Raw genomic sequence first — 19,276 nt, 5'->3', positions numbered from 1 at the left:
TTTCTACCTTCACGACTGGCCAACCTGTGCAGCCAAATCCGTCCATACTTGATCCTTCGCACGTGGTCGAAAGACTTGGATGTCATTTCCTTCAAATAAGGGATCTATTTGACAAATCGACGTATACGAGCAGTGCTGGCAGGCTGATTTTTTCCCTAACCGATAAGGAGCGATATCAACATGCCCGTCCGTAATGTTCGTACCAATTTGTTTCACTTGTTTGCGTACATAGCTCCGCAGCGTATCCCACTGCTCGTCCGTAGCTACCGATGAAGTCGAGTAAAAACTCCCATCTTTCTTTAAAGCAACTGGGATAAGTTGTGAATGCCCCGAGCTGTGGATGAGCTCATCATCCATCAATCCAGCTACCTCAGCATCAGCAGTAATTAAACCCTTCATTTTGAAGCGTTTACGCAGCTCTTTCTCAACGGAGGCCGGATCAAGCGCATTTTTCTGCTGCAGCATCGGATTATGCACGTGGAAATAAAGCACGCCTGCCGGCTTCGCGTGGGCACCAAGCCATGTCTCCGCATGTGTAAGAATAACGTCCAAGTAAGTCAACATTTGTAGGGATAATCCGTAGTACACTTCTGAGAGCTGCAAAGCTGTTTGACTAGATTTGTAATCAATTACTCGTAAAAGTACACCGTTCTCACCATCCGCTCGATCCACACGGTCGATTCGGCCGATAATCTCCATGGTACAGCCGTTTTCCAATTCAAATGTTAGCGATGGTAAATCCTTGCCTGGTCCAAAATCAATCTCCAGACCGAGTGGTTGAAATTGACCATGCTTGGCATGCTCTCCGAGAATGACCGCTGCTCTGCCAACCACTTGCTTTAGTTTTCTAGCTATATACGCATAGCGGCTTGAACTCAATAGAATTTCACCTTGCAGCCTCGGTGCGAGTTCGTCCACAACTTGTGCAGACCTCTCCATACATTGTTCAGCGGAAAGTGAACCCCAATCTAGTTGGTCCTGCTGCAGCTTCTGAACGAATTGATTCAATGCTGCATGAAACAATTGCCCGATATCCGGAGCATCTAAGCGATAGACGCGACGCTCTTGCAGCCTTAGGCCATGAGAAATGAAATGCGAGAACGGACAAGCCACATACTTCTCCATTCGTGAAACGCTGGCACGTAAGTGCTGCCCATATAACATTTTGCTAGTAGGGATGGAAAGCCCCTTCTCTTTGTTCGTATATTGTAATGCCTGCACAACCGATTGCAGTTTCATCTGCCAATCAGGTTGTTCCGCGTACCAATTGTACGCATCCCACCATAGCTCTGACATACGGCCGCCTAGCATCCAATGCTTCATGCGAACAGCCAAATAAGAGATCGCCTGTGTCGGATGCGCCAGATAGGCAGCTTGCTCACTTTCGGAAGCTTCCGCTGAAGGTTCTGCAAGAAGCAGAGATTCTTCCGTTCCCGGGAAAAGCTGTCGCATCTGTCTGATCAGCTCCGAAGGCAGCAACGATTTCCCTTCTTCATCTGCTAACGGATAACTCATCCAAAGCCGCTTCCCTGGTACGGTCAACGATGTATAGACGATAAATTGCTCATCCAACAGCTTTCGGCGGCTTCCATCCGCCATTGGTAATCCGGAGTCCATGAGAACACTGCGTTCTGCTTCTGTGAGCACACCTTTTTCAGCCATCTGTGCAGGAATAACCCCGTCATTTACACCTAAAATATACGCATACCTAATCCCGCTTGAGCGAGTTCGATCCATACTTCCAATCAGCAATTGATCCATCGAGGGCGGAACTAAGCCCAGTTTCATGCTTTCCATCCCTGTTTCGATCAGACCGTTAAACAGCTCTAAGGAAAGTTCATCATCGCCCATGGTTTCCACCAACTGATCAAGCATATCCATGACACTGTTCCACATTTGACCGTGCTCGCGAGCCTTTTCTGGCTTTCCATCGAGCGTTGCTTGCTGCGTCCATGCTTCTAATTTCTCTGGCGCTTGAACGGTTACCAATAACTCATAAACCGCTTCGACCTGAGCTTTGACCGTACGTGCTTGTGAAAGGCGATTGGATAACGCCAGCAATGGACCGACGACCCACGATTTGCTCGTATTTAACGCTTGAAGCTCCGCTGTTTGTTCATTTACAAGATCTTCTGCTTGCTCCAAATTGGCACGAAATTTATACGTCCATGGCTTGCCATCCGTCCATCTATAGCCTTGAATCCCGAATGCAAGCACATAATTCTCTAATTTATCTAGCTCAGTCCTTTGAGTTGTCGCTCCCGGAGGCAGCAGTAAATCCGTTTTGATACAACGAAATACCGCATCGTAATGCCAATTATGCTGAATAACCTCGAGTGCTGAGCGAATGAATTCCACGAGTGGATGATGAAGCACCGAACGCTTCTGATCGAAAAAGTGTGGGATCTCATAATCCGTAAGCACCATGTTTAACAGATCCTGGTACCCTTCCATATTTCGCACCATGATGGCCATTTCACGCCACCGCACACCATGCTCTCGAACCAGCTGAAGCATGTCACGCACTGCGCCTTCAACTTCCGCACGACGATGAACGGCTTCCCTAATAACGAGCTGGTCGGCGATTTTCTCTCCAGGAGAAGGCTTATATTTAGGCGCTCCGCCACCTATTCGGCGATCAAAATTTTGCTCCAAATAGGAAAGCGCAGGACTATCCTCATATCTAGGCGAACGCTCTTGAGCGAGATGAAGAACTTCAGCCGTACCAAGACCTAGCTGCCAAATCATATCCTGCAAACGTACCATCGTCGTAGCTGTAGGATGAAATAAATCCAATTCATCCGGGGTATCCCCCGCCTGTAGTTCGCGATCCAGACATAACGTAATTGTCACTTGCTTACAAGCAGCAAATAGCGCACCAAGCACCTTGAATTCTTGAGGAGTAAAGCCATGAAACCCATCAATCCAAAGTGACGCTGAACGCAAATAATCTGAGTTAGGTACTTGTTCTGCGAGCAGTGTGAGGTAATCTTCGCCGTCCAAATACTGCCTTGCAAGCTCTGCCTCAAATTGGCGGTACACGAGTTGGATATCATGCATTTTGTCACGCAGCAAGCCGTGTTCTCCAAGGGTAGTCACTCGTTTATTCTCATGCGTTTCCAGCTGTTCCGCCGTCACGCAATAACGTTTCATTTCCGTAAAAAGCTGATTCAGTCGATCAACAAAACCCATTTGCTCAGCAGAATGACCAAAAAGTCGGAGTTTATCCTTATATTTATGTAAAATGCTCGTTAACAGCAATTTCTTGCCAGTATCATCAATCGGCAGACGTGCTGTCCCGCCTTCTTCTTGCATGACACGCCAGGCTAAACGGTGGAAACTTAATACTTGCGCGCGGATCATCCCTCGAATATTTGGATCCGAAACCAGCGCATGCTCAGCTTGAAATGTGGCTTGTTCAGGGACGAGCAAAATCAACGGATCACCTTCAGGGGCCGATGCTAGCTGCTCTTTCATTTCAGTCAGACAACGTTCACTCTTGCCGCTTCCGGCTCTACCAATCACGAATCGAATGGACATTCAAGGCCTCCTAACACTTTCCGTCGGAAAGCTTGCTTCGTAAGCAATTCTCGTTTTCTATCTCTCTATTCTATCATATTTCTAGTGATGAGTCGGCGTGGTAGATGATGGAGGGGGAACTGAGGGGTTCAATCGGGATTAATATACGAACATATATTCTATTAGTATAGCATGGAAAGCAAAAAACAAAAAGGCATTCGCTATGAAAACTATCTAATACACGACTTTCAAGTACCAGCCCCCTCACACCAACACCCGTAAACACAACAAAAAAAGCAAAGCCAGATTAACCGGCTTCGCTCACTTAAATCAGCTTATTTGCTGCGCACTTCAAAAATTGCAAACTTCAAATAATGTCCTTCATCCACGCCAAGAATACGCGGGTGATCCATCCCTGCTCCACGGAACTCAATTAAGCGTAACAGCTTACCCGCATCGGTTGCAGCCGCATGAATCGTTTCAAGGAATAACTCTGGATGCATGTGGTACGAACAGCTTGCTGTGACGAGATAACCGCCTTCATTCACAAGTTTCATTCCATGCAAATTGATATCCTTATAGCCGCGGCAAGCTCCTTCCACCGCACTTTTCGTCTTGGCAAAGGCAGGTGGATCGAGAATAACGACGTCCCAAGTACGCCCACCAGTACCTACAGGCTTCGAGGTGTCTACTTTGGCTTGTCCTGCCGCACCAGCCACAGAACGAAGCTTGCGCTTATCCAAGCCCTTCACTTGCGTACGTAAGTACTCGAAGGCATCCGCGACAACGAATTCGACGCGATCCTCGAAGCCATTCAAAGCAACGTTCGTACGTGCACTTTCAATCGCATGCTCGGAGATATCGAGACACGTTACTTTTTTCGCTCCGAATTGACAAGCATTCAGTGTAAAGCTTCCTGTATGAGAGAAACACTCCAGCACAGAAGCGCCATCCCACAGAGGGAACGTTACTACTTTGCCATTCGCGTTCACAGGGAGCATTTGCGTTACGCCATTCTCTTCGATTTCCGTCAAATTGATTCCGCTGCGGTGACCCCAGCCAGTCATCAACGGAGCTATGGCCGCGCGATTCTCACGTTGGTCGAAGAAGTAACCTGTCTTCTGACCTTCTTCAATATCGACGCGAATACGAAGACCATTTTCCAAAATATCAACATGCTTCGCACAATCGCCATACAGAAGTCCCTTCGTCTGCTTCAGACCTTCCAGTTCACGAATGGAAACGTCACTTCGCTCATAGATCCCGACTGGCTTCATAACTTGTACCAGCGCTTCAACGATATTGTCTCGGCAGAGGTCCATCCCCAAGGTCAAAAGCTGAACAACCAGTGTGTTCTCGAATTTATCAACAATTAGTCCTGGCAGGAAATCAGCTTCTCCATATACCAACCGATAAGACTGCGCTCCTTTCACAAAGCGCTGACGATGTAGGAAACAACGTGTAAAACGTTCGACGAAAAACTCCGTCGTCATCGCTTCAATCGGGCTATACGATACAATACGTACCGTAAGCTGTGAAGCTTCGTTGTAATAGCCGGTTGCTAGATATTTGCCTAGGTGGTTCTGAACGGATACAAGCTGTCCAGGCACAATTTCCCCATCCGTGCGCTCAATTTCACTCTTATACACCCATGGATGTCCTTGCTCCAAGCGGGGTTTGCGTTTCTTATGTAAAAATACTGCTGCCATTGTTTTAGCCGTCCTTTGCGTGAAACCGTTCACCTATACCATCTGGCTTGTCATGCTTGTCTTTACGGTCACATATATTGGTTGAAAACGTCGTACGCACACGAAAAGGAGATCCTCTCATGATTCATGCTATTATTCTGCCTGTTGCTACAGGCTTTATCTTATTTCTGCTCGGGATGAAGCTCATGGAAACCTCGCTTCAAACCTGGGCTGGCCCCCGCCTCCAGCTGTGGCTGGAGCGGTTTACCCGAACACCGGTGCGCGGTCTCATCACCGGCACCGTGCTCACCGCGGCGCTGCAGAGCAGCACCGCAATCACAGTCATCGCCATCGGCCTCGTCGGCGCTGGCGTCCTCTCCTTCCCGAGAACACTTGGCGTGATTCTCGGAACGAACATCGGCACGTGCCTCACCACTGAGTTGATCGGGCTCAGCTTGGGTGGCATCGGCGTGCCGATCCTAATCGCCAGCGCCAGCGTGTGGCTGGCGAGCTGGCTGGCTGGGCCGCTGCCTCAGGCAAGCGAGCCCCGCTCCAACGCCGCGCAAGCAGGCGCGGCACTACCGCAGACCGCCGCACATGACGGCAGTCGCCAATGGCTGCGCAGCGTCCGCTACGGCTCGCTCGCGGCGGCTGGCTTCTCTCTCGTGCTGCTCGGCATCGAGATCATGCAAACCATCGGGCCTGCGCTGCAGTCCCGCGGTCTGTTCGCCTGGTTCGTACATCAGGCGCAAACGAGCCTGCTCTGGGGCATCCTCGCAGGCGCAGCGGTGACCGCGCTCGTGCATAGCAGCGCAGCCGTCATCGCGATGGCGATGAGCCTCGCCGCCACCGGGGCGATCCCCGTCGAGCTCGGGGTTGCTATTACTATTGGTGCCAACGTCGGCACCTGTGTCACTGCAGTGATCGCAGGCATGAGCAGCTCACGCGCCGGGCGTTATGTAGCCTGGTCACATGTGCTGCTGAATGTCGGAGGTGCGATCCTCTTTTACCCGTTTATCCATGTGCTCGTTAGTCTTTCAGGACTGCTTGCTGATGACGCCGCTTCACAAATTGCCCGCTCCCAAACCATTTTCAACATCGTAGGCTCCCTAATTGCGCTGCCTCTCTGCTATCTTAGTATGTGGAAGCGCCTTGAGTTCCGTTCACAATAGCTACACCAGAGCTAGTCCCTAATCTCGTTGCTCCGGCTTCAATCATCGCAATCGCCGTCTCTACGTCGCGAACGCCGCCAGATGCTTTCACGCCAATCGTGCTGGACACATTTTGACGCATCAAGCGAACATCTTCTACCGTAGCTCCACCAGGTCCAAAGCCAGTGGATGTTTTCACAAAATGAGCTCCCGCTTCTTCCGAAAGACGGCAAGCTGTTGCTTTCTGCTCATCATTCAGAAACCCTGTTTCCATGATTACTTTGACGATAGCTTTCCCTTTTACCGCATCTACGACTTGCTTAATATCCGAACGAACCGCATCCAATTGTCCTTCCAAAAGCAATCCAATCGGCAAAACAGTATCGATTTCAGCAGCGCCGTTTTCAACAGCTTTTGCCGCTTCGAATGCTTTCACTTCACTCAAACTCGCGCCAAGTGGGAAGCCAACTACAGCTGCAACCTTCACACCTGTTCCTTCCAATGCTTTGGCAGCTGTTGCTACAAACTGCGAATTCACACACACACTGAAAAATTGATGCTGCGCAGCTTCCTCACACAATTTGTGAATCGCCGCTGTGCTCGCATCTGCTTTCAATAACGTATGGTCAATATAACTAGCAATTTCTTTCGCGTTCAATGTCATTATGAAGCACCTCATCTAATTTAGTCATTTCATCTATAACTCTGAGCTCCCGTGTAATCGAGAAAACCTCTAGCGCAGTCATTGAGAAAACCTCTATCGAGGCCATTCAATGATGAGCGACCGCGTTTAGAGGTAGGTTTTATCGCCAATATGAAAGCAGTTTTCGGATACCGAAAACTTATACTCTCCTATGTGGTCGAAAGGAACGACCACGCGTAGAGGTAGGTAATTGCCTTACAACTTCACTTACAAATTCACTACGCCTTCAAGAATGCGTACGAGTTGACCTTTACTTTCATTTACACCGGCTTCCGTAACTTTCACACGGCACACTTGACCGATCATCTCTTCTGAGCCTTCAAAAACTAACTGCACATAGTTATCGGAATAACCACTGTACAACCCACTGTCTGGAGCGCCTTTGTAAGTACGTTCCGGAATGACTTCCAGGACTTGCCCAACAAATTTCTGCGCATATGCTAATTGCATTTTCTCAGATAGATCAATGAGTTCGTGAACACGCGCGTTTTTGATTTCCTCATCCACCTGATCTTCCATCCGCGCAGCAGGTGTACCTGTCCGCTTGGAGTAAGGGAAAACGTGCATTTCAGAGAATTTCATTTGCTCCATGAACTTGTAACCGTCACGGAACATCTCTTCTGTTTCACCTGGGAAACCAACAATAACATCCGTCGTGATGGCGACATCCGGCATAATTTCGTGCAGACGCTCAATTTTACGAGCGAACTCAGCAGTCGTATATTTCCGACGCATCCGCGCAAGCACCTGATCATCGCCCGCTTGTAACGGGATATGCAGATGACGGCACATTTTGTCCGAAGATTTCAGAACATCAATCACTTCATCTGTAATTTGACTAGCTTCAATGGAAGAAATCCGAATGCGCTTCAAGCCTTCCACTTTATCCAAATCTTTCAAAAGCTTCGCCAAGCTGTAGTCTTCAATATCTTCGCCATAGCCCCCAGTATGAATACCTGTGAGTACGATTTCTTGATAACCTGCTGCAACCAGCTGCTCCGCTTGTGCAATTACACTTTGCGGTTCCCGACTGCGCATGAGTCCACGTGACCACGGAATAATGCAGAAGGTACAGAAATTGTTACAGCCTTCTTGAATTTTCAGAAAAGCCCTTGTACGATCAGCAAAATCAGGCACGTCCAACTCTTCGAAAGTCCGGGTTTTCATGATGTTACGTACTGCGTTAATCGGTTGACGATCCGACTCAAATTGCTTCACAAGCGGAATGATTTTCTCACGATCTTGCGTCCCGATCACCATGTCTACGCCCGGAATCGCCATAATTTCAGCTGGTGATGTTTGTGCGTAACAACCCGTTACAGCGACAATTGCTTCTGGATTACGACGAATCGCACGACGAATCATTTGACGACTTTTCTTATCCCCTGTATTCGTAACCGTACATGTGTTAATCACATAGACATCAGCTGTATTTTCGAAATCAACTTGCTCATAGCCCTCATTTTTAAAAAGCTGCCAAATTGCTTCTGTATCATAAAAGTTTACTTTACATCCTAGTGTATGAAACGCTACCGTTGCCATTTTCGCTTATCCTCCCATTTCTCCGGTTTCATAGAACAGACACGTAAGGCCGACCATCGCAGCCGTCTCCGTCCGTAAAATACGATTCCCCAGCGAAACCGAGCGAAAGCCAGCTTCTTCAGCTTGCTTAATTTCTTGCTCTGTGAATCCACCCTCGGGGCCTACCGCAATCAACACTTGCTTTCCTGGTCCAATCTGCCCGGCTGCTATCGCGGACTGAATCGCAGGTTTCAGTTGTTGACCATCTTCTTTCTCATAACAAATCCAAGCGACATCCGCTTCCTTCGCCCGCTGCAGCAATTGCTTCCACGAGTAGACGGATTCAATCTGCGGAACTCGGTTACGATGAGCTTGCTCTGCCGCTTCCTTTGCGATTTTCTGCCAGCGCTCTGTGCGCTTAGCTTCTTTCTTCGCATCGTATTGTACAATGGTTCGTTCCGATAAAAAAGGAAGAAACCGGGCTGCCCCGATCTCGGTCCCTTTTTGAATAATAAGCTCCATCTTATCGCCTTTGGGTAAGCTCTGCGCAATCCACACGTCAACAGCCGCTTCCGCATCCATCGCAAGCTCTTCCACGATTTCCGCTGTAACAGCTCCCTTATCCAAGTGAGTGATACGAACGAGCACCTCACGATCCACACCATTGCTGCAGATCACTTTATCTCCTATTTCTGCTCGCATTACTCGACCCAGATGATGAGCGTCGTCACCCTGAATGGTGACTGTTTGTGTAGAAGCATGGAACTGCTCAGGCGGGAGAAAATAACGCTGCATAGTCAAAGCCTCTCTATCTTCGTTCATTTGAACATCATTTATCTGGTGAAACTTCCACACACCATCATACCTCGTTTGAGTCCGAAAATCCATAAGGAAGTAACTGGTTAGGGTTACATGCCCAAGATGGGAGCAATCACAATGGCAAACTGGTTGATAATGCTATCTCCTAAGCGTAAATAAGGATCTAATGTTACCTGACGTAGTGGTCTGATAAAGACGACTAATAGGAAAATCACAGAAGCCCATTGTTCAAACTTTTGAAGTGTTTCTGTGTATCTAAGGTTTACTAAATCTTGAATAATACGGTATCCATCAAGAGGTGGAATTGGGATCAAGTTAAAGAGGAACAAAGTAATATTAATATTCAACATTAGTTTCAAAAAAAGAACAATCGCATCTCCGCTGCCTTTGGACATCCCATCTAACCAGCCATATTTCTGGAATAGCGCGAAAATAAATAAAGTAATAAAGGCAATAATCAAGTTACTAATCGGCCCAGCCGCGGTCACAATAATCCCAAACAAGCGGGGACGCTTGAAATTCCCACGGTTTACAGGCACCGGTTTTGCCCAACCAAAACCAGCAATCAACAGCATAATCGTCCCGAAGAGATCTAGATGGACCATCGGATTCAAGGAAACGCGGCCAAATTTATAAGCCGTATCATCTCCTAATTTATAGGCGCTATACGCATGCGCCCATTCATGAATCGTAAACGAGAGCACGAGCACTAGGATTACAAACGGCAATGTATTCCAATCGTAAAATAATAAGCCTCCCATGAATCAACACCTACAGCTTTCTAGCTACGATCACAACCCAATTCGAATCATAGTTTTTCTCTACGATCGTGAATTTTGCTGCAACCAGTGCTTTTTCTACATCCGCTTCTTTGTTCGTAATGATCCCTGAAGTTATGTAATAACCGCCTTGCTGCAACACCTCGTACACATCATCAACGAACATGACAATGACCTCAGCCAAAATATTCGCAACAACGAGCTGAACAGGAATTGACACACCTAATCCCGCATCCCCTTCGGACTCGCTTTCTTTAAGTACGCCAAGAAGGTCGCTAAGTTTCACCGTAATTTGTTCTTCCAGCTGGTTCTGCTTTGTATTATCCAACGCACTTGTAACCGCTACGGGATCTAGATCCACAGCGAGTACATGTTTTGCACCAAGCTTTGCTGCAGCAATGGAAAGAATACCTGAGCCGGTTCCTACATCAATCACATCGTCACCTGGCTGAAGTACCTTCTCCAACGTTTTCAAGCACAGTGAAGTGGTTGCATGTGTACCTGTTCCGAAGGCCATACCCGGGTCGAGTTCCAAAATCAATTCACCTGGCGAAGCCGTGTATTCTTCCCAAGTAGGTTTAATCGTCAAGCGATCGGACACGCGAATTGGTTTGAAATATGTTTTCCACGCATGCGCCCAGTCTTCATCATCGACTTCAACAACCTCAAACGTCGGGTTCCCCGTATCAATATCAAAATCTGCCAATTGTTCCACAGAAGCCTTCAAATTCGCCAAGACAGGCTCCATGTCGGTGCCGTGGTAGAAGTAACCTTTGATTACAGCTCTACCTTCCGGGATATCGTTAAATGGCGTTTCGTATAATTGACCAAACGAAGTATCTCTCTCTTTATTTAAGGTACCGGATTCTTCAATGGAAACACCTCCGGCTCCCAATTCATGAACAAAGTTGGTTATCATTTCAATCGCTTCTTCTGTCGTATATACAGTTAATTCTTGCCAAAGCATCGGTATTGCTCCTCCTGTCGGTTATTCCCTATGCGAAATATCAGCCTAAAGGGCTATTTTCACAAAGAACATTGTACTACACTTCGCTTCTGGGGTAAAATGGAGTCATCAATGTAAGCGCTTTTTTATTTTTCTTAACACAGTTCTAACACTTCGGTGCTACATTGAATTAGTCATCATTATTATGTATCGTAAGAACGGAGACATCTTATGCGCAAAACACTCATGGTTCTTCCAGTTTTCCTTGCAATGGCACTTATCGCACCACTGACTACCCAAACCATGATGGCTGATAATTACAGTCAAGTTACAGCTCATCGCGGAAGCTCAGGGGATACACCTGAGAATACGCTAGCTGCGTTTCAACAAGCCATTACGGATCACGCTGGATACGCAGAGTTAGATGTTCAAGAAACGGCTGATGGCATCGTCATGCTTATGCATGACAATAGTGCGAATAGAACGACTGGTATTAACAAAAATATGTGGGAAGTCACGTCTACGGAGCTCAAACAAGCAAGCGCAGGCAGTTGGTATCATAAGGATTTTAAAGATGAGCATGTTCCTACCCTAGATGAAGTCATTTCACTCGTCAAAGGTCATTTAAAGCTGAATATCGAGTTGAAAAATAATGGCCATGAGGTGGAGCTTGCACAAAAAACAGTGGATATCATCCAATCGCATAATTTTGTAAAAGAATGTACGGTGACCTCTTTCGATGCGGAGCTTTTACATAAAGTGAAAACGCTTAACGCCTCCATAAAGACAGGCCTCATCGTCGGCCAAAACACAGAAGATATCGATGAACTAATGAAAAGCTCTGATTATGAAGTCATTTCTGCGGCCTACCCCCTTGTGAATGAATCGTTCATGAGGCTGGCTGAGAATCACCATAAAGAAGTTTATGTTTGGACCGTTAATGATACGAGGATGATGAGACGCATGTTGGCGCTTGGTGTGTCCAGCATTATTACAAATTATCCGGATAAGCTCGTCAAATTGATGAGCGTTGAATAAATTTTTGCTATTTTACTATGTTAAAAAAGCACCTGTCCCGTCGACCCCGAAATTTGAGGTCCAATGGAACAGGTGCTTCTTATTTAAACCGAGCCACCTGCTGTTTCAATCACGCGGATAGCTTGTTCATAACACTGCTCATCAATGACTGCAGCCAATACAATATCAAGTCCCACAGTATCAACCTCATGATCTTGACTAATCATGCTATCCGCCATGGACATTTCAATTCCACTGCCGATATCATTTGTAAAACGATCAACCTGCACATCCACAGCGCGCAATGCTTTCAATTTGGAAGCAACACCTTCCGCTTGTTCGGGGGAATGAAAATAGGCAAGAATCCCTTTTTCCGCCATTACTGATCTTCCTGTCGATCATCCGCCGCTTGTGCGCGCTCCGCAGCCTCGAAATCATCCCTATCCGCTACTTCCGCTGAAAATTCAACATCCTCTTGCTTTGCAACGGGTAGATTGCTTTGTCCTTGATTGTTTTTCTTCTGATTCATGTATCCAACCTCCAAATATTCCTAATTTCTTTCATGATAGCCCCATATATCGTTTGCAAACCCACAACCTTTTATGCAAAAGCCGATCATGTTTATTCCTTCATTTTTTCAAAAGAAGCATCATATAAACGAAACATCGTTTTGTAGCCCGATTCATCAAGCTTAATGCCAACATCAAGCCTCCCTGTGAGTAACAAAGGACCGGAGGTATATCTGAGTTTCATTGAATCAGGCACGTAAACAATCATGATCTTATTCCAGTACGTTTCATCGCCATTATCAAAGGGACACTCTGCACCAGGTTTAGGAATCAGTAGGAACCAATGTTTATCAAAGGAAAGCACCTCCCCCATAAATCCTTTGATCTGGACAGTTTTCCCATTCAAATCCCAAAACTTATTAGAAGGTGTATCTTGCTTAACCGAATCGAAAAACTCATCCCATTTCAGTTCGTTCGACAGCTGCTGTTGTTTCGAGGGAGACGCAGCAACAGGCTCTGGAGGCTTAGTTGTTGCCACTGCGGGTGTTGACTTACTACTTTCGATCTGTGCCTGTGGAGAAGATGTTGGAGGTATGGATGGATTAGCATTGGGCGGTGCTGATGCCGCATCTTTTTGAACAACAACGCTAGGGCTTGGAGTCACGTTGGGTATTACAGCAGGAGGCGTCTCGGTAGGCTTTCCGACAGGTGTCTCCTTGGAGGAGACAGGGTCGTTCGGCATCGAAGATGCGACAGTCTCCACATTCGACACGATACTTCCGAAGGATTGACCTGGGAGCTCAGCCTGATTTTGACCACAGCCCGAAAGGATAATGAACAAGGCAAACAAACTCAGCCCAGTAATTCTATGTGTATTTTTCATCCTCATTCACCTCAAGAACGGAATAATTGCAATGGATCCACACGATAAGCTTGAATTGCCGGGCCAATAGACGCTACAATCGCAATCACCAAGGTAACAATAACTAGTATGGATTCCCCTGGCACGATAGCCCCCGCCTGTATTTGTAGCCCTGTACTGGCAAAGACCACATCACGGCTCACATATCCTCCAATATGTCCGGCAGCAATCCCTAGCACTAATCCAAACAAGGTTAAAATAACTCCTTCACCAATAAGCGAAAGCCAGATGAAATACTTAGATTTCCCGATGAGTCGTAACAGTGCGACGTCTCTTTTGCGTTCATGTACCGCTGCAGTCAGCGATAATAGAATGGATCCCGCCGCAAGCAAAATGCATATCATCGTCACAAACTTCACTGCCTGTGTCCCTTGATCAACAACATTGACAACATCGGCAATCGCCTTGCTTGTATAAACAGCCTGCACATTGTTGTATTGTGCGAATACCGTTTTGATTGACTGGGCTCCTAGCAGTGATTTCGGTTTAACAACGATCGCAGTGATCTCTTTTGCTGTATTTGGCTGACTTTCGTGAACAGCCCACGCATAGTCCAACGTTGTGAAAACAGCTCGATCATCCGATGTGTGAAATGGTGGCAATATCCCCACTACCGTATAGATGAAGGCAGGATGATGTTCCTCATCCTCTCCATCTCCCTCTGCTTCTTCCAAACCTTGAATAAGCCCATGTGCACCCGCGAATGTGTCTCCCACATGAAGACCCAAAGAGCTTGCCACATAGGAACCAACGATGGTTTCTCCTAATGTACCGTATAGCTTACCTTGTGCCATTTGTTTCCCAGCACCATATCGAGTTAAGAAATAACCGGGTTCCATACCAACAATCGGGAAACCATTATAATTATCCCCCGTGGTCATCGCGTAAGCAGACTCGACGAACTCATTTTTACGAACATCTTCTAAAACAGTAATGGGAATATTCCCTGTCGGTGCGCCAATACGGTAGTAGGTATTAAGCGCAAGCTGTGACGCGCTGCCTTTAGCGCCAATTGTGACTTCGAAGGGTCCGTAGCCTTTTTCAGCGCCTTGCTCCACACCTTGGCTGCATAACAGAAGAAAAACAACAAGTGCGGCTGTAATTGCCACAGAGCTAATGGTCAAGAGTGACAAGGTTTTGCGATGCCAGATGTGACTCCAAAGCAAGGAAATTACTTTCATATAGAAACACTCCTAAGAAGTTCATTCAACTCTTGCATGTATACACGTTTGGGGAACATCTCAGCGATATGTCGGTCATGCGTAACTGTCAGTAAAGTCAATTGCTCATCTCTGCAAATATCAAGCAGCAACGTCATCATTTCGCTCGCCGTCTCCCAATCCAAGCTACCCGTAGGCTCATCCGCTAATAGCAAGGGAGGCTTGCTAATTAACGCCCGGACAATTGCGGCTCTTTGTTGTTGACCTCGAGATAGTTGAGATGGTAGATGCTCTCCACGATCCTCCAAGCCCACACGCTCCAGCCAATCGTCGAGCTTCTTCTTTCTCTCCTGCTTCGTACCGGTGTGAGGCATGATTAAATCAATATTTTGCCTAACCGTTAGCGAAGCTATGAGATGAAAATCCTGAAAAATATAACCGATATTCTCCGCTCGGAAGCGATCTCGTTTACTTTCGGTGAGCAGATGAACGGGGTGTCCAGCCACCCAAATCTCTCCCTGATCAGCTGTTATGACTCCGCTAAGCAGATGTAAAAGCGTACTTTTTCCACAGCCGCTCGCTCCCATCAGCGCAATTCTTTCGCCTTTTTGAATTTGCCACTGTGCTACCTGTAAGATAGGTAAGCTTTGACCATGCAGTCGGAATGATTTCGATATTCCTTGTAGACTAATCATCTGTAAGCCCCTCGCTTCAATTCGACTCCAAAAGAAAAGAGGACACAGGGAAGGAGCTCCCCATGTCCGTCTGCTCCCATGTTTAATTTTTTACAATACGCTCATTAAAGGAATCCCACGTGTACGTTTTGCCAGTCAGTTGATTAAAGGCTTCTAGCGGCAAATACAACTTGCCATTATCTACATTGCCAACCCATGCGCTTGCTGTACCATTTACCGTGATCGCTCCGGATGATACCAGCACAGAGACCTTTTGATTATCCTTCGTAAAAGTAACAGTACCCGTCGCTTCATCCCAAGCTACTTGAATTCCTAGGGATTCCGCTAATGATCTTGCAGTAAACAAAGTTTTGGAATCACGTGTAACTTTGAACATTGGGTATAAATATTTATCTTGTAGCTCTTTCGTTACCGCTGCTAAATCAGCGCCAATCACTTTCGCACCGCTTTTAGCAATATCCGTATTATCTATATCACCTTTGACGAGATCAGCGATCGGACCATAAGCCCATACACCGACGTCAACCCCTGTGTGACCATGCCCCGTCCAGCCTACCGCTAAACGCTTCGACACGACTGCATTATAACCGCCGCCACGACCGTAGGAGGAGCCATCACCATTCAGAATCAATTGTACTTCCTCGTCAGATAGATCCGTGAAGCCAATGTTGTCTGCTACGATTTTGCGGATATCATCTGCCGTTTGAGCTTTTTTCAAGATGCCATCAATATACTCGTACGAATGCTTCTGTTTGTTAAACAAATCTACGTTCAATTCATAAACGTTGTCTCTTGCAAGTGACAAGCCGCCTGTTTCATGATCCGCCGATACGACAACAGATGTATTACCATCTTTTTTAGCAAAATCCACTAACGTTTTGAACGTCGCATCCAACTCTAGCATCTCCTGAATATTCGCAGGAAGATCGTTCGCATGACCCGCGTGGTCAATACGACCTTGCTCAACTAACAAGACGAAGCCATTTTTATTTTGAGATAAAATATCGATTGCTTTTTGTGATAATTGCGGTAATGACGGCACCGAATCCGTACGGTCAAGTACATAAGGAATCTCAGCATCTGCAAAAAGTCCAAGCGCCTTGCCTGCGGTTACAGGGATTGCATCTAAGCCTTTTTTATCAAAAGCCGTCTGATACCCCTTTGCTTGAAAATCAGGAATGATATTCTTGTCGGTACGCTTACCTTTGTCCTCTTTCGTCGTGAAGTTAACTTTCCCCCCGCCGAAGATCACATCAACACCACTGTTCAAATATTGCGAAGCAATCGCGTTTTGGTTGCTGCGTTGGCGAACATGTGACGCCCATACAGCAGGAGTTGCCCCAGTAATATTGTCAGTTGATACTAAACCAGTTGCTTTGCCTTGCTTCATCGCCGCTTCAATAACAGAAGCATAAGGCTTAGCTACATCACCATTGGATACACTGATCGCATTGTTGTACGTTTTATTTCCTGTTGAAAAAGCAGTAGCAGCTGCCGCTGAATCCGTTACCGCACCTGACTCCGTTGTGTAAGGACTTGCTTGCGAGTATGTAGTCGCTTTCCCCACATAATAACCGCCATCTAACTCGAGACGATCTTTACCCAGGAATTTCTTCGCGTAAAAACGAGCAGCTGTTACTTCAGCTGGCCCCATCCCATCGCCAATGAGAACGATCAAATTTTTAGAAGGAAGTGATGACGGAACTGTAGATGGAGTTGCTGAATCTGCAGCGGATACTGTGCCTGCTAAACTTAGAGTTAATAAGGAAACTGCCATTCCTGAACCCATGAATTGTTTTAACCCTTTTTTCAAATGTTTTCCCTCCAAAAATAGTATTTCACCTTACACCTAACTAGCATAAGGCTCGTAGATTTGGAGAACGTCAAAGTCATATGAAGGTCTTGTAAATTTGATAGGATTTGTAAAGGGATGATCAATAGGCTATGAGAAGGAGAGCTTTCGTTCGGTGACGACTGTGTCCGTTAGCGTTCCAAATACCATGATTAAAACAAATAGTGTCTACTATGTCCGTTAGGTGGTGGTGTGGGGATGGGGGATGGGTGGTGAGCGGTGGCGGTGGTGGTGACGGGTGGTGAGCGGTGGCGGTGGGCGATGGTACGAGGTACCTGGTGGTTGCTAATATGTTTTGGGTTGTCCAAATAGTCGATAGCATCTCATAACGGATACAGTGAACGCTAATTCGGTTAGAGATCACCTTTTCATGAGCTAACGGACACTGTTGCAGCTATTTCGGCAAAATTGCCACATATAAGCTGATTTTCACCACAATAGTGACATCTGTGTCCGTTAGCGCTCCAAATTCCCTGATTTTAAACAAATAGTGTCTTCTATGTCCGTTAGACGCGGTGGCGGTGGTGTTGGCTGGGTGCGGGTGCTGGGTGTCTTCTGAGGGGGTTCCAGTCAGGGGTTCGGGTTCGGGTTCGGGTTCGGGTTCGGGTTGGGTTCGGGTTCGGGCTCGGGTTCGGGTTCGGGTTCGGGCTCGGGTTCAGGTTCAGGAGAAATCACTAAGTAGTGCACACTGGATAAATCCACTGAAATGATAAAAATTCACCTTCAAAGCAAAAAGCACCTCAAACGCGTGAATGCACAGATTAAATCTGTCATCCACACACTCGGGGTGCCATAGTTAGCTAGTCGCCTAAGAAGGCTCTCTTCATACGTTCAAAAATAGACTGGCTTTGCTCATGCGTATGCTCGCCGCTTTGCTTGCCGAACTGACGCAGCAAATCCTTCTGATCTTCTGACAAGTTCGTTGGTGTCATCACGATGACCTTAACGTGCTGATCCCCTTGACCGAAGCCGCGCAGATGCGGAACACCTTTGCCTTTAAGACGGAAATACGTATCTGTTTGTGTACCTGCTGGAATCTTGAGCTTCACTTTCTCAGTAAGCGTTGGAATTTCGATTTCATCACCAAGCGCCGCCTGCATGAACGTCAATGGAACTTCACAGTACACATCATTACCTTCACGTTGGAAGAATTCATGAGACTTCACACGAATCACAACATAAAGGTCACCTGATGGGCCTCCACGTGTTCCGCCTTCACCTTCACCAGAAACGCGAAGTTGAGCGCCATCATCCACACCTGCTGGAATCTTAATGTGAATTGTGCGAGTCTTTTTCACCTTACCAGCGCCATGACATGTTCCACATTTTTCTTTAATGATTTTACCGGAACCATTACATGACGTACACACGCGGCGATTCACAATACGGCCAAATGCTGTATTCTGAACAACTTCTTGTTGCCCGCTACCATGACATCCGCCACATGTTTCTGGCTTTGTTCCTGCTTTAGCACCCGAACCATGACACGTATCGCAATTTTCAGTTCGCGGAATGTTGATATCCATTTCTTTACCAAAAATGGCTTCTTTAAATTCCACTGTCATCGTGTATTGCAAATCGTTACCGCGCTGCGGTGCATTCGGATTACGACGATTTCCACCACCGCCGCCGCCAAAGAACATATCAAAGATATCCCCGAAGCCGCCACCGAAGTCTTGACCGCCGCCAAACCCTTGATTCGGATCTACATGACCGAACTGATCATATTGAGCTTTCTTCTGATCATCGCTCAGTACATCATAGGCATCCTTCGCTTCTTTGAACTTATCTTCAGCGTCTGCCGCTTTATTCACGTCAGGGTGATATTGACGTGCCATTTTACGGTAAGCCTTCTTGATCTCTTCCTGTGAAGCATTCTTCCCGAGACCTAACACCTCGTAATAATCACGTTTACTCACTTGTTCCACTCCCATGTTCAAGACTACAAACGGAAAGTCAAAGCCACGGAGAACCTCCCCTTGGCTTTGACTCTTA

General features: G+C 46.8%; 16 protein-coding genes. 2 read left to right on the top strand and 14 right to left on the bottom strand.

Going from position 1 to position 19,276, the window contains the following annotated elements; genetic code table 11:
• Positions 1 to 9: 9 nt before the first annotated feature.
• Positions 10 to 3,540, bottom strand: a complete 3,531-nt coding sequence (addB, locus tag ACSQ8P_RS14465; RefSeq protein WP_436235837.1) for a helicase-exonuclease AddAB subunit AddB — start codon at positions 3,538 to 3,540, stop codon at positions 10 to 12.
• A gap of 314 nt (positions 3,541 to 3,854) precedes the next feature.
• Positions 3,855 to 5,228, bottom strand: a complete 1,374-nt coding sequence (locus ACSQ8P_RS14460) for a class I SAM-dependent rRNA methyltransferase (RefSeq protein ID WP_436235836.1) — start codon at positions 5,226 to 5,228, stop codon at positions 3,855 to 3,857.
• 119 nt (positions 5,229 to 5,347) lie between these two features.
• Between ACSQ8P_RS14460 and ACSQ8P_RS14455 the strand changes: the two genes are divergently transcribed.
• A complete protein-coding gene (locus ACSQ8P_RS14455; RefSeq protein ID WP_436235835.1) occupies positions 5,348 to 6,379 on the top strand; it encodes a Na/Pi cotransporter family protein in 1,032 nt (343 codons plus the stop codon).
• Here the strand turns inward: ACSQ8P_RS14455 and deoC are convergent.
• The 5 genes from deoC to prmA all read right to left on the bottom strand — a co-directional run bounded on the left by deoC (position 6,342) and on the right by prmA (position 11,147).
• Positions 6,342 to 7,022: a deoxyribose-phosphate aldolase gene (deoC, locus tag ACSQ8P_RS14450; RefSeq protein WP_236287448.1), complete on the bottom strand. Its 681-nt coding sequence runs from the start codon at positions 7,020 to 7,022 to the stop codon at positions 6,342 to 6,344. The genes ACSQ8P_RS14455 and deoC overlap by 38 nt on opposite strands.
• Before the next feature lie 246 nt (positions 7,023 to 7,268).
• A complete protein-coding gene (gene mtaB / locus ACSQ8P_RS14445) occupies positions 7,269 to 8,603 on the bottom strand; it encodes a tRNA (N(6)-L-threonylcarbamoyladenosine(37)-C(2))-methylthiotransferase MtaB (RefSeq protein ID WP_056609765.1) in 1,335 nt (444 codons plus the stop codon).
• 6 nt (positions 8,604 to 8,609) lie between these two features.
• On the bottom strand, positions 8,610 to 9,377 hold the full coding sequence (locus ACSQ8P_RS14440; RefSeq protein WP_436239527.1) for a 16S rRNA (uracil(1498)-N(3))-methyltransferase: 768 nt from the start codon (positions 9,375 to 9,377) through the stop codon (positions 8,610 to 8,612).
• A gap of 113 nt (positions 9,378 to 9,490) precedes the next feature.
• Positions 9,491 to 10,162 (bottom strand): site-2 protease family protein, encoded by a 672-nt coding sequence (locus tag ACSQ8P_RS14435; protein ID WP_436235834.1) that lies wholly within the window; start codon positions 10,160 to 10,162, stop codon positions 9,491 to 9,493.
• Between the two features lie 10 nt (positions 10,163 to 10,172).
• A complete protein-coding gene (gene prmA / locus ACSQ8P_RS14430; RefSeq protein ID WP_436235833.1) occupies positions 10,173 to 11,147 on the bottom strand; it encodes a 50S ribosomal protein L11 methyltransferase in 975 nt (324 codons plus the stop codon).
• 210 nt (positions 11,148 to 11,357) lie between these two features.
• Here prmA and ACSQ8P_RS14425 point away from each other — a divergent pair, with 210 nt between their 5' ends.
• Entirely contained in the window at positions 11,358 to 12,164 is an 807-nt protein-coding gene (locus ACSQ8P_RS14425) for a glycerophosphodiester phosphodiesterase (protein ID WP_436235832.1), read from the top strand.
• An 83-nt stretch (positions 12,165 to 12,247) separates the two neighbouring features.
• Here the strand turns inward: ACSQ8P_RS14425 and ACSQ8P_RS14420 are convergent, their stop codons facing one another.
• From ACSQ8P_RS14420 to dnaJ, 7 genes are all read right to left on the bottom strand, one after another.
• Entirely contained in the window at positions 12,248 to 12,523 is a 276-nt protein-coding gene (locus ACSQ8P_RS14420) for a hypothetical protein (RefSeq protein WP_436235831.1), read from the bottom strand.
• The gene (locus ACSQ8P_RS14415; RefSeq protein WP_436235830.1) at positions 12,523 to 12,672 is read right to left on the bottom strand and encodes a YfhD family protein; all 150 of its coding nucleotides are present in this window, start codon (positions 12,670 to 12,672) and stop codon (positions 12,523 to 12,525) included. The genes ACSQ8P_RS14420 and ACSQ8P_RS14415 overlap by 1 nt, the downstream gene beginning before the upstream one ends.
• A gap of 92 nt (positions 12,673 to 12,764) precedes the next feature.
• Positions 12,765 to 13,535 (bottom strand): hypothetical protein, encoded by a 771-nt coding sequence (locus tag ACSQ8P_RS14410; RefSeq protein WP_436235829.1) that lies wholly within the window; start codon positions 13,533 to 13,535, stop codon positions 12,765 to 12,767.
• 11 nt (positions 13,536 to 13,546) lie between these two features.
• Positions 13,547 to 14,755: an ABC transporter permease gene (locus ACSQ8P_RS14405; protein WP_436235828.1), complete on the bottom strand. Its 1,209-nt coding sequence runs from the start codon at positions 14,753 to 14,755 to the stop codon at positions 13,547 to 13,549.
• On the bottom strand, positions 14,752 to 15,429 hold the full coding sequence (locus ACSQ8P_RS14400; RefSeq protein WP_436235827.1) for an ABC transporter ATP-binding protein: 678 nt from the start codon (positions 15,427 to 15,429) through the stop codon (positions 14,752 to 14,754). Before ACSQ8P_RS14400 ends, ACSQ8P_RS14405 begins: the two co-directional genes overlap by 4 nt.
• 82 nt (positions 15,430 to 15,511) lie before the next feature.
• A complete protein-coding gene (locus ACSQ8P_RS14395) occupies positions 15,512 to 17,242 on the bottom strand; it encodes an alkaline phosphatase (protein WP_436235826.1) in 1,731 nt (576 codons plus the stop codon).
• 839 nt (positions 17,243 to 18,081) lie between these two features.
• Complete coding sequence (gene dnaJ, locus ACSQ8P_RS14390; RefSeq protein WP_436239526.1) at positions 18,082 to 19,215, bottom strand: molecular chaperone DnaJ; 1,134 nt, start codon at positions 19,213 to 19,215, stop codon at positions 18,082 to 18,084.
• Between the last annotated feature and the right edge of the window lie 61 nt (positions 19,216 to 19,276).

The sequence above is a fragment of the Paenibacillus sp. LjRoot153 genome (assembly GCF_964253085.1).
Lineage (GTDB): Bacteria > Bacillota > Bacilli > Paenibacillales > NBRC-103111 > Paenibacillus_E.
This window is presented reverse-complemented; position numbering and strand designations above follow the sequence as displayed.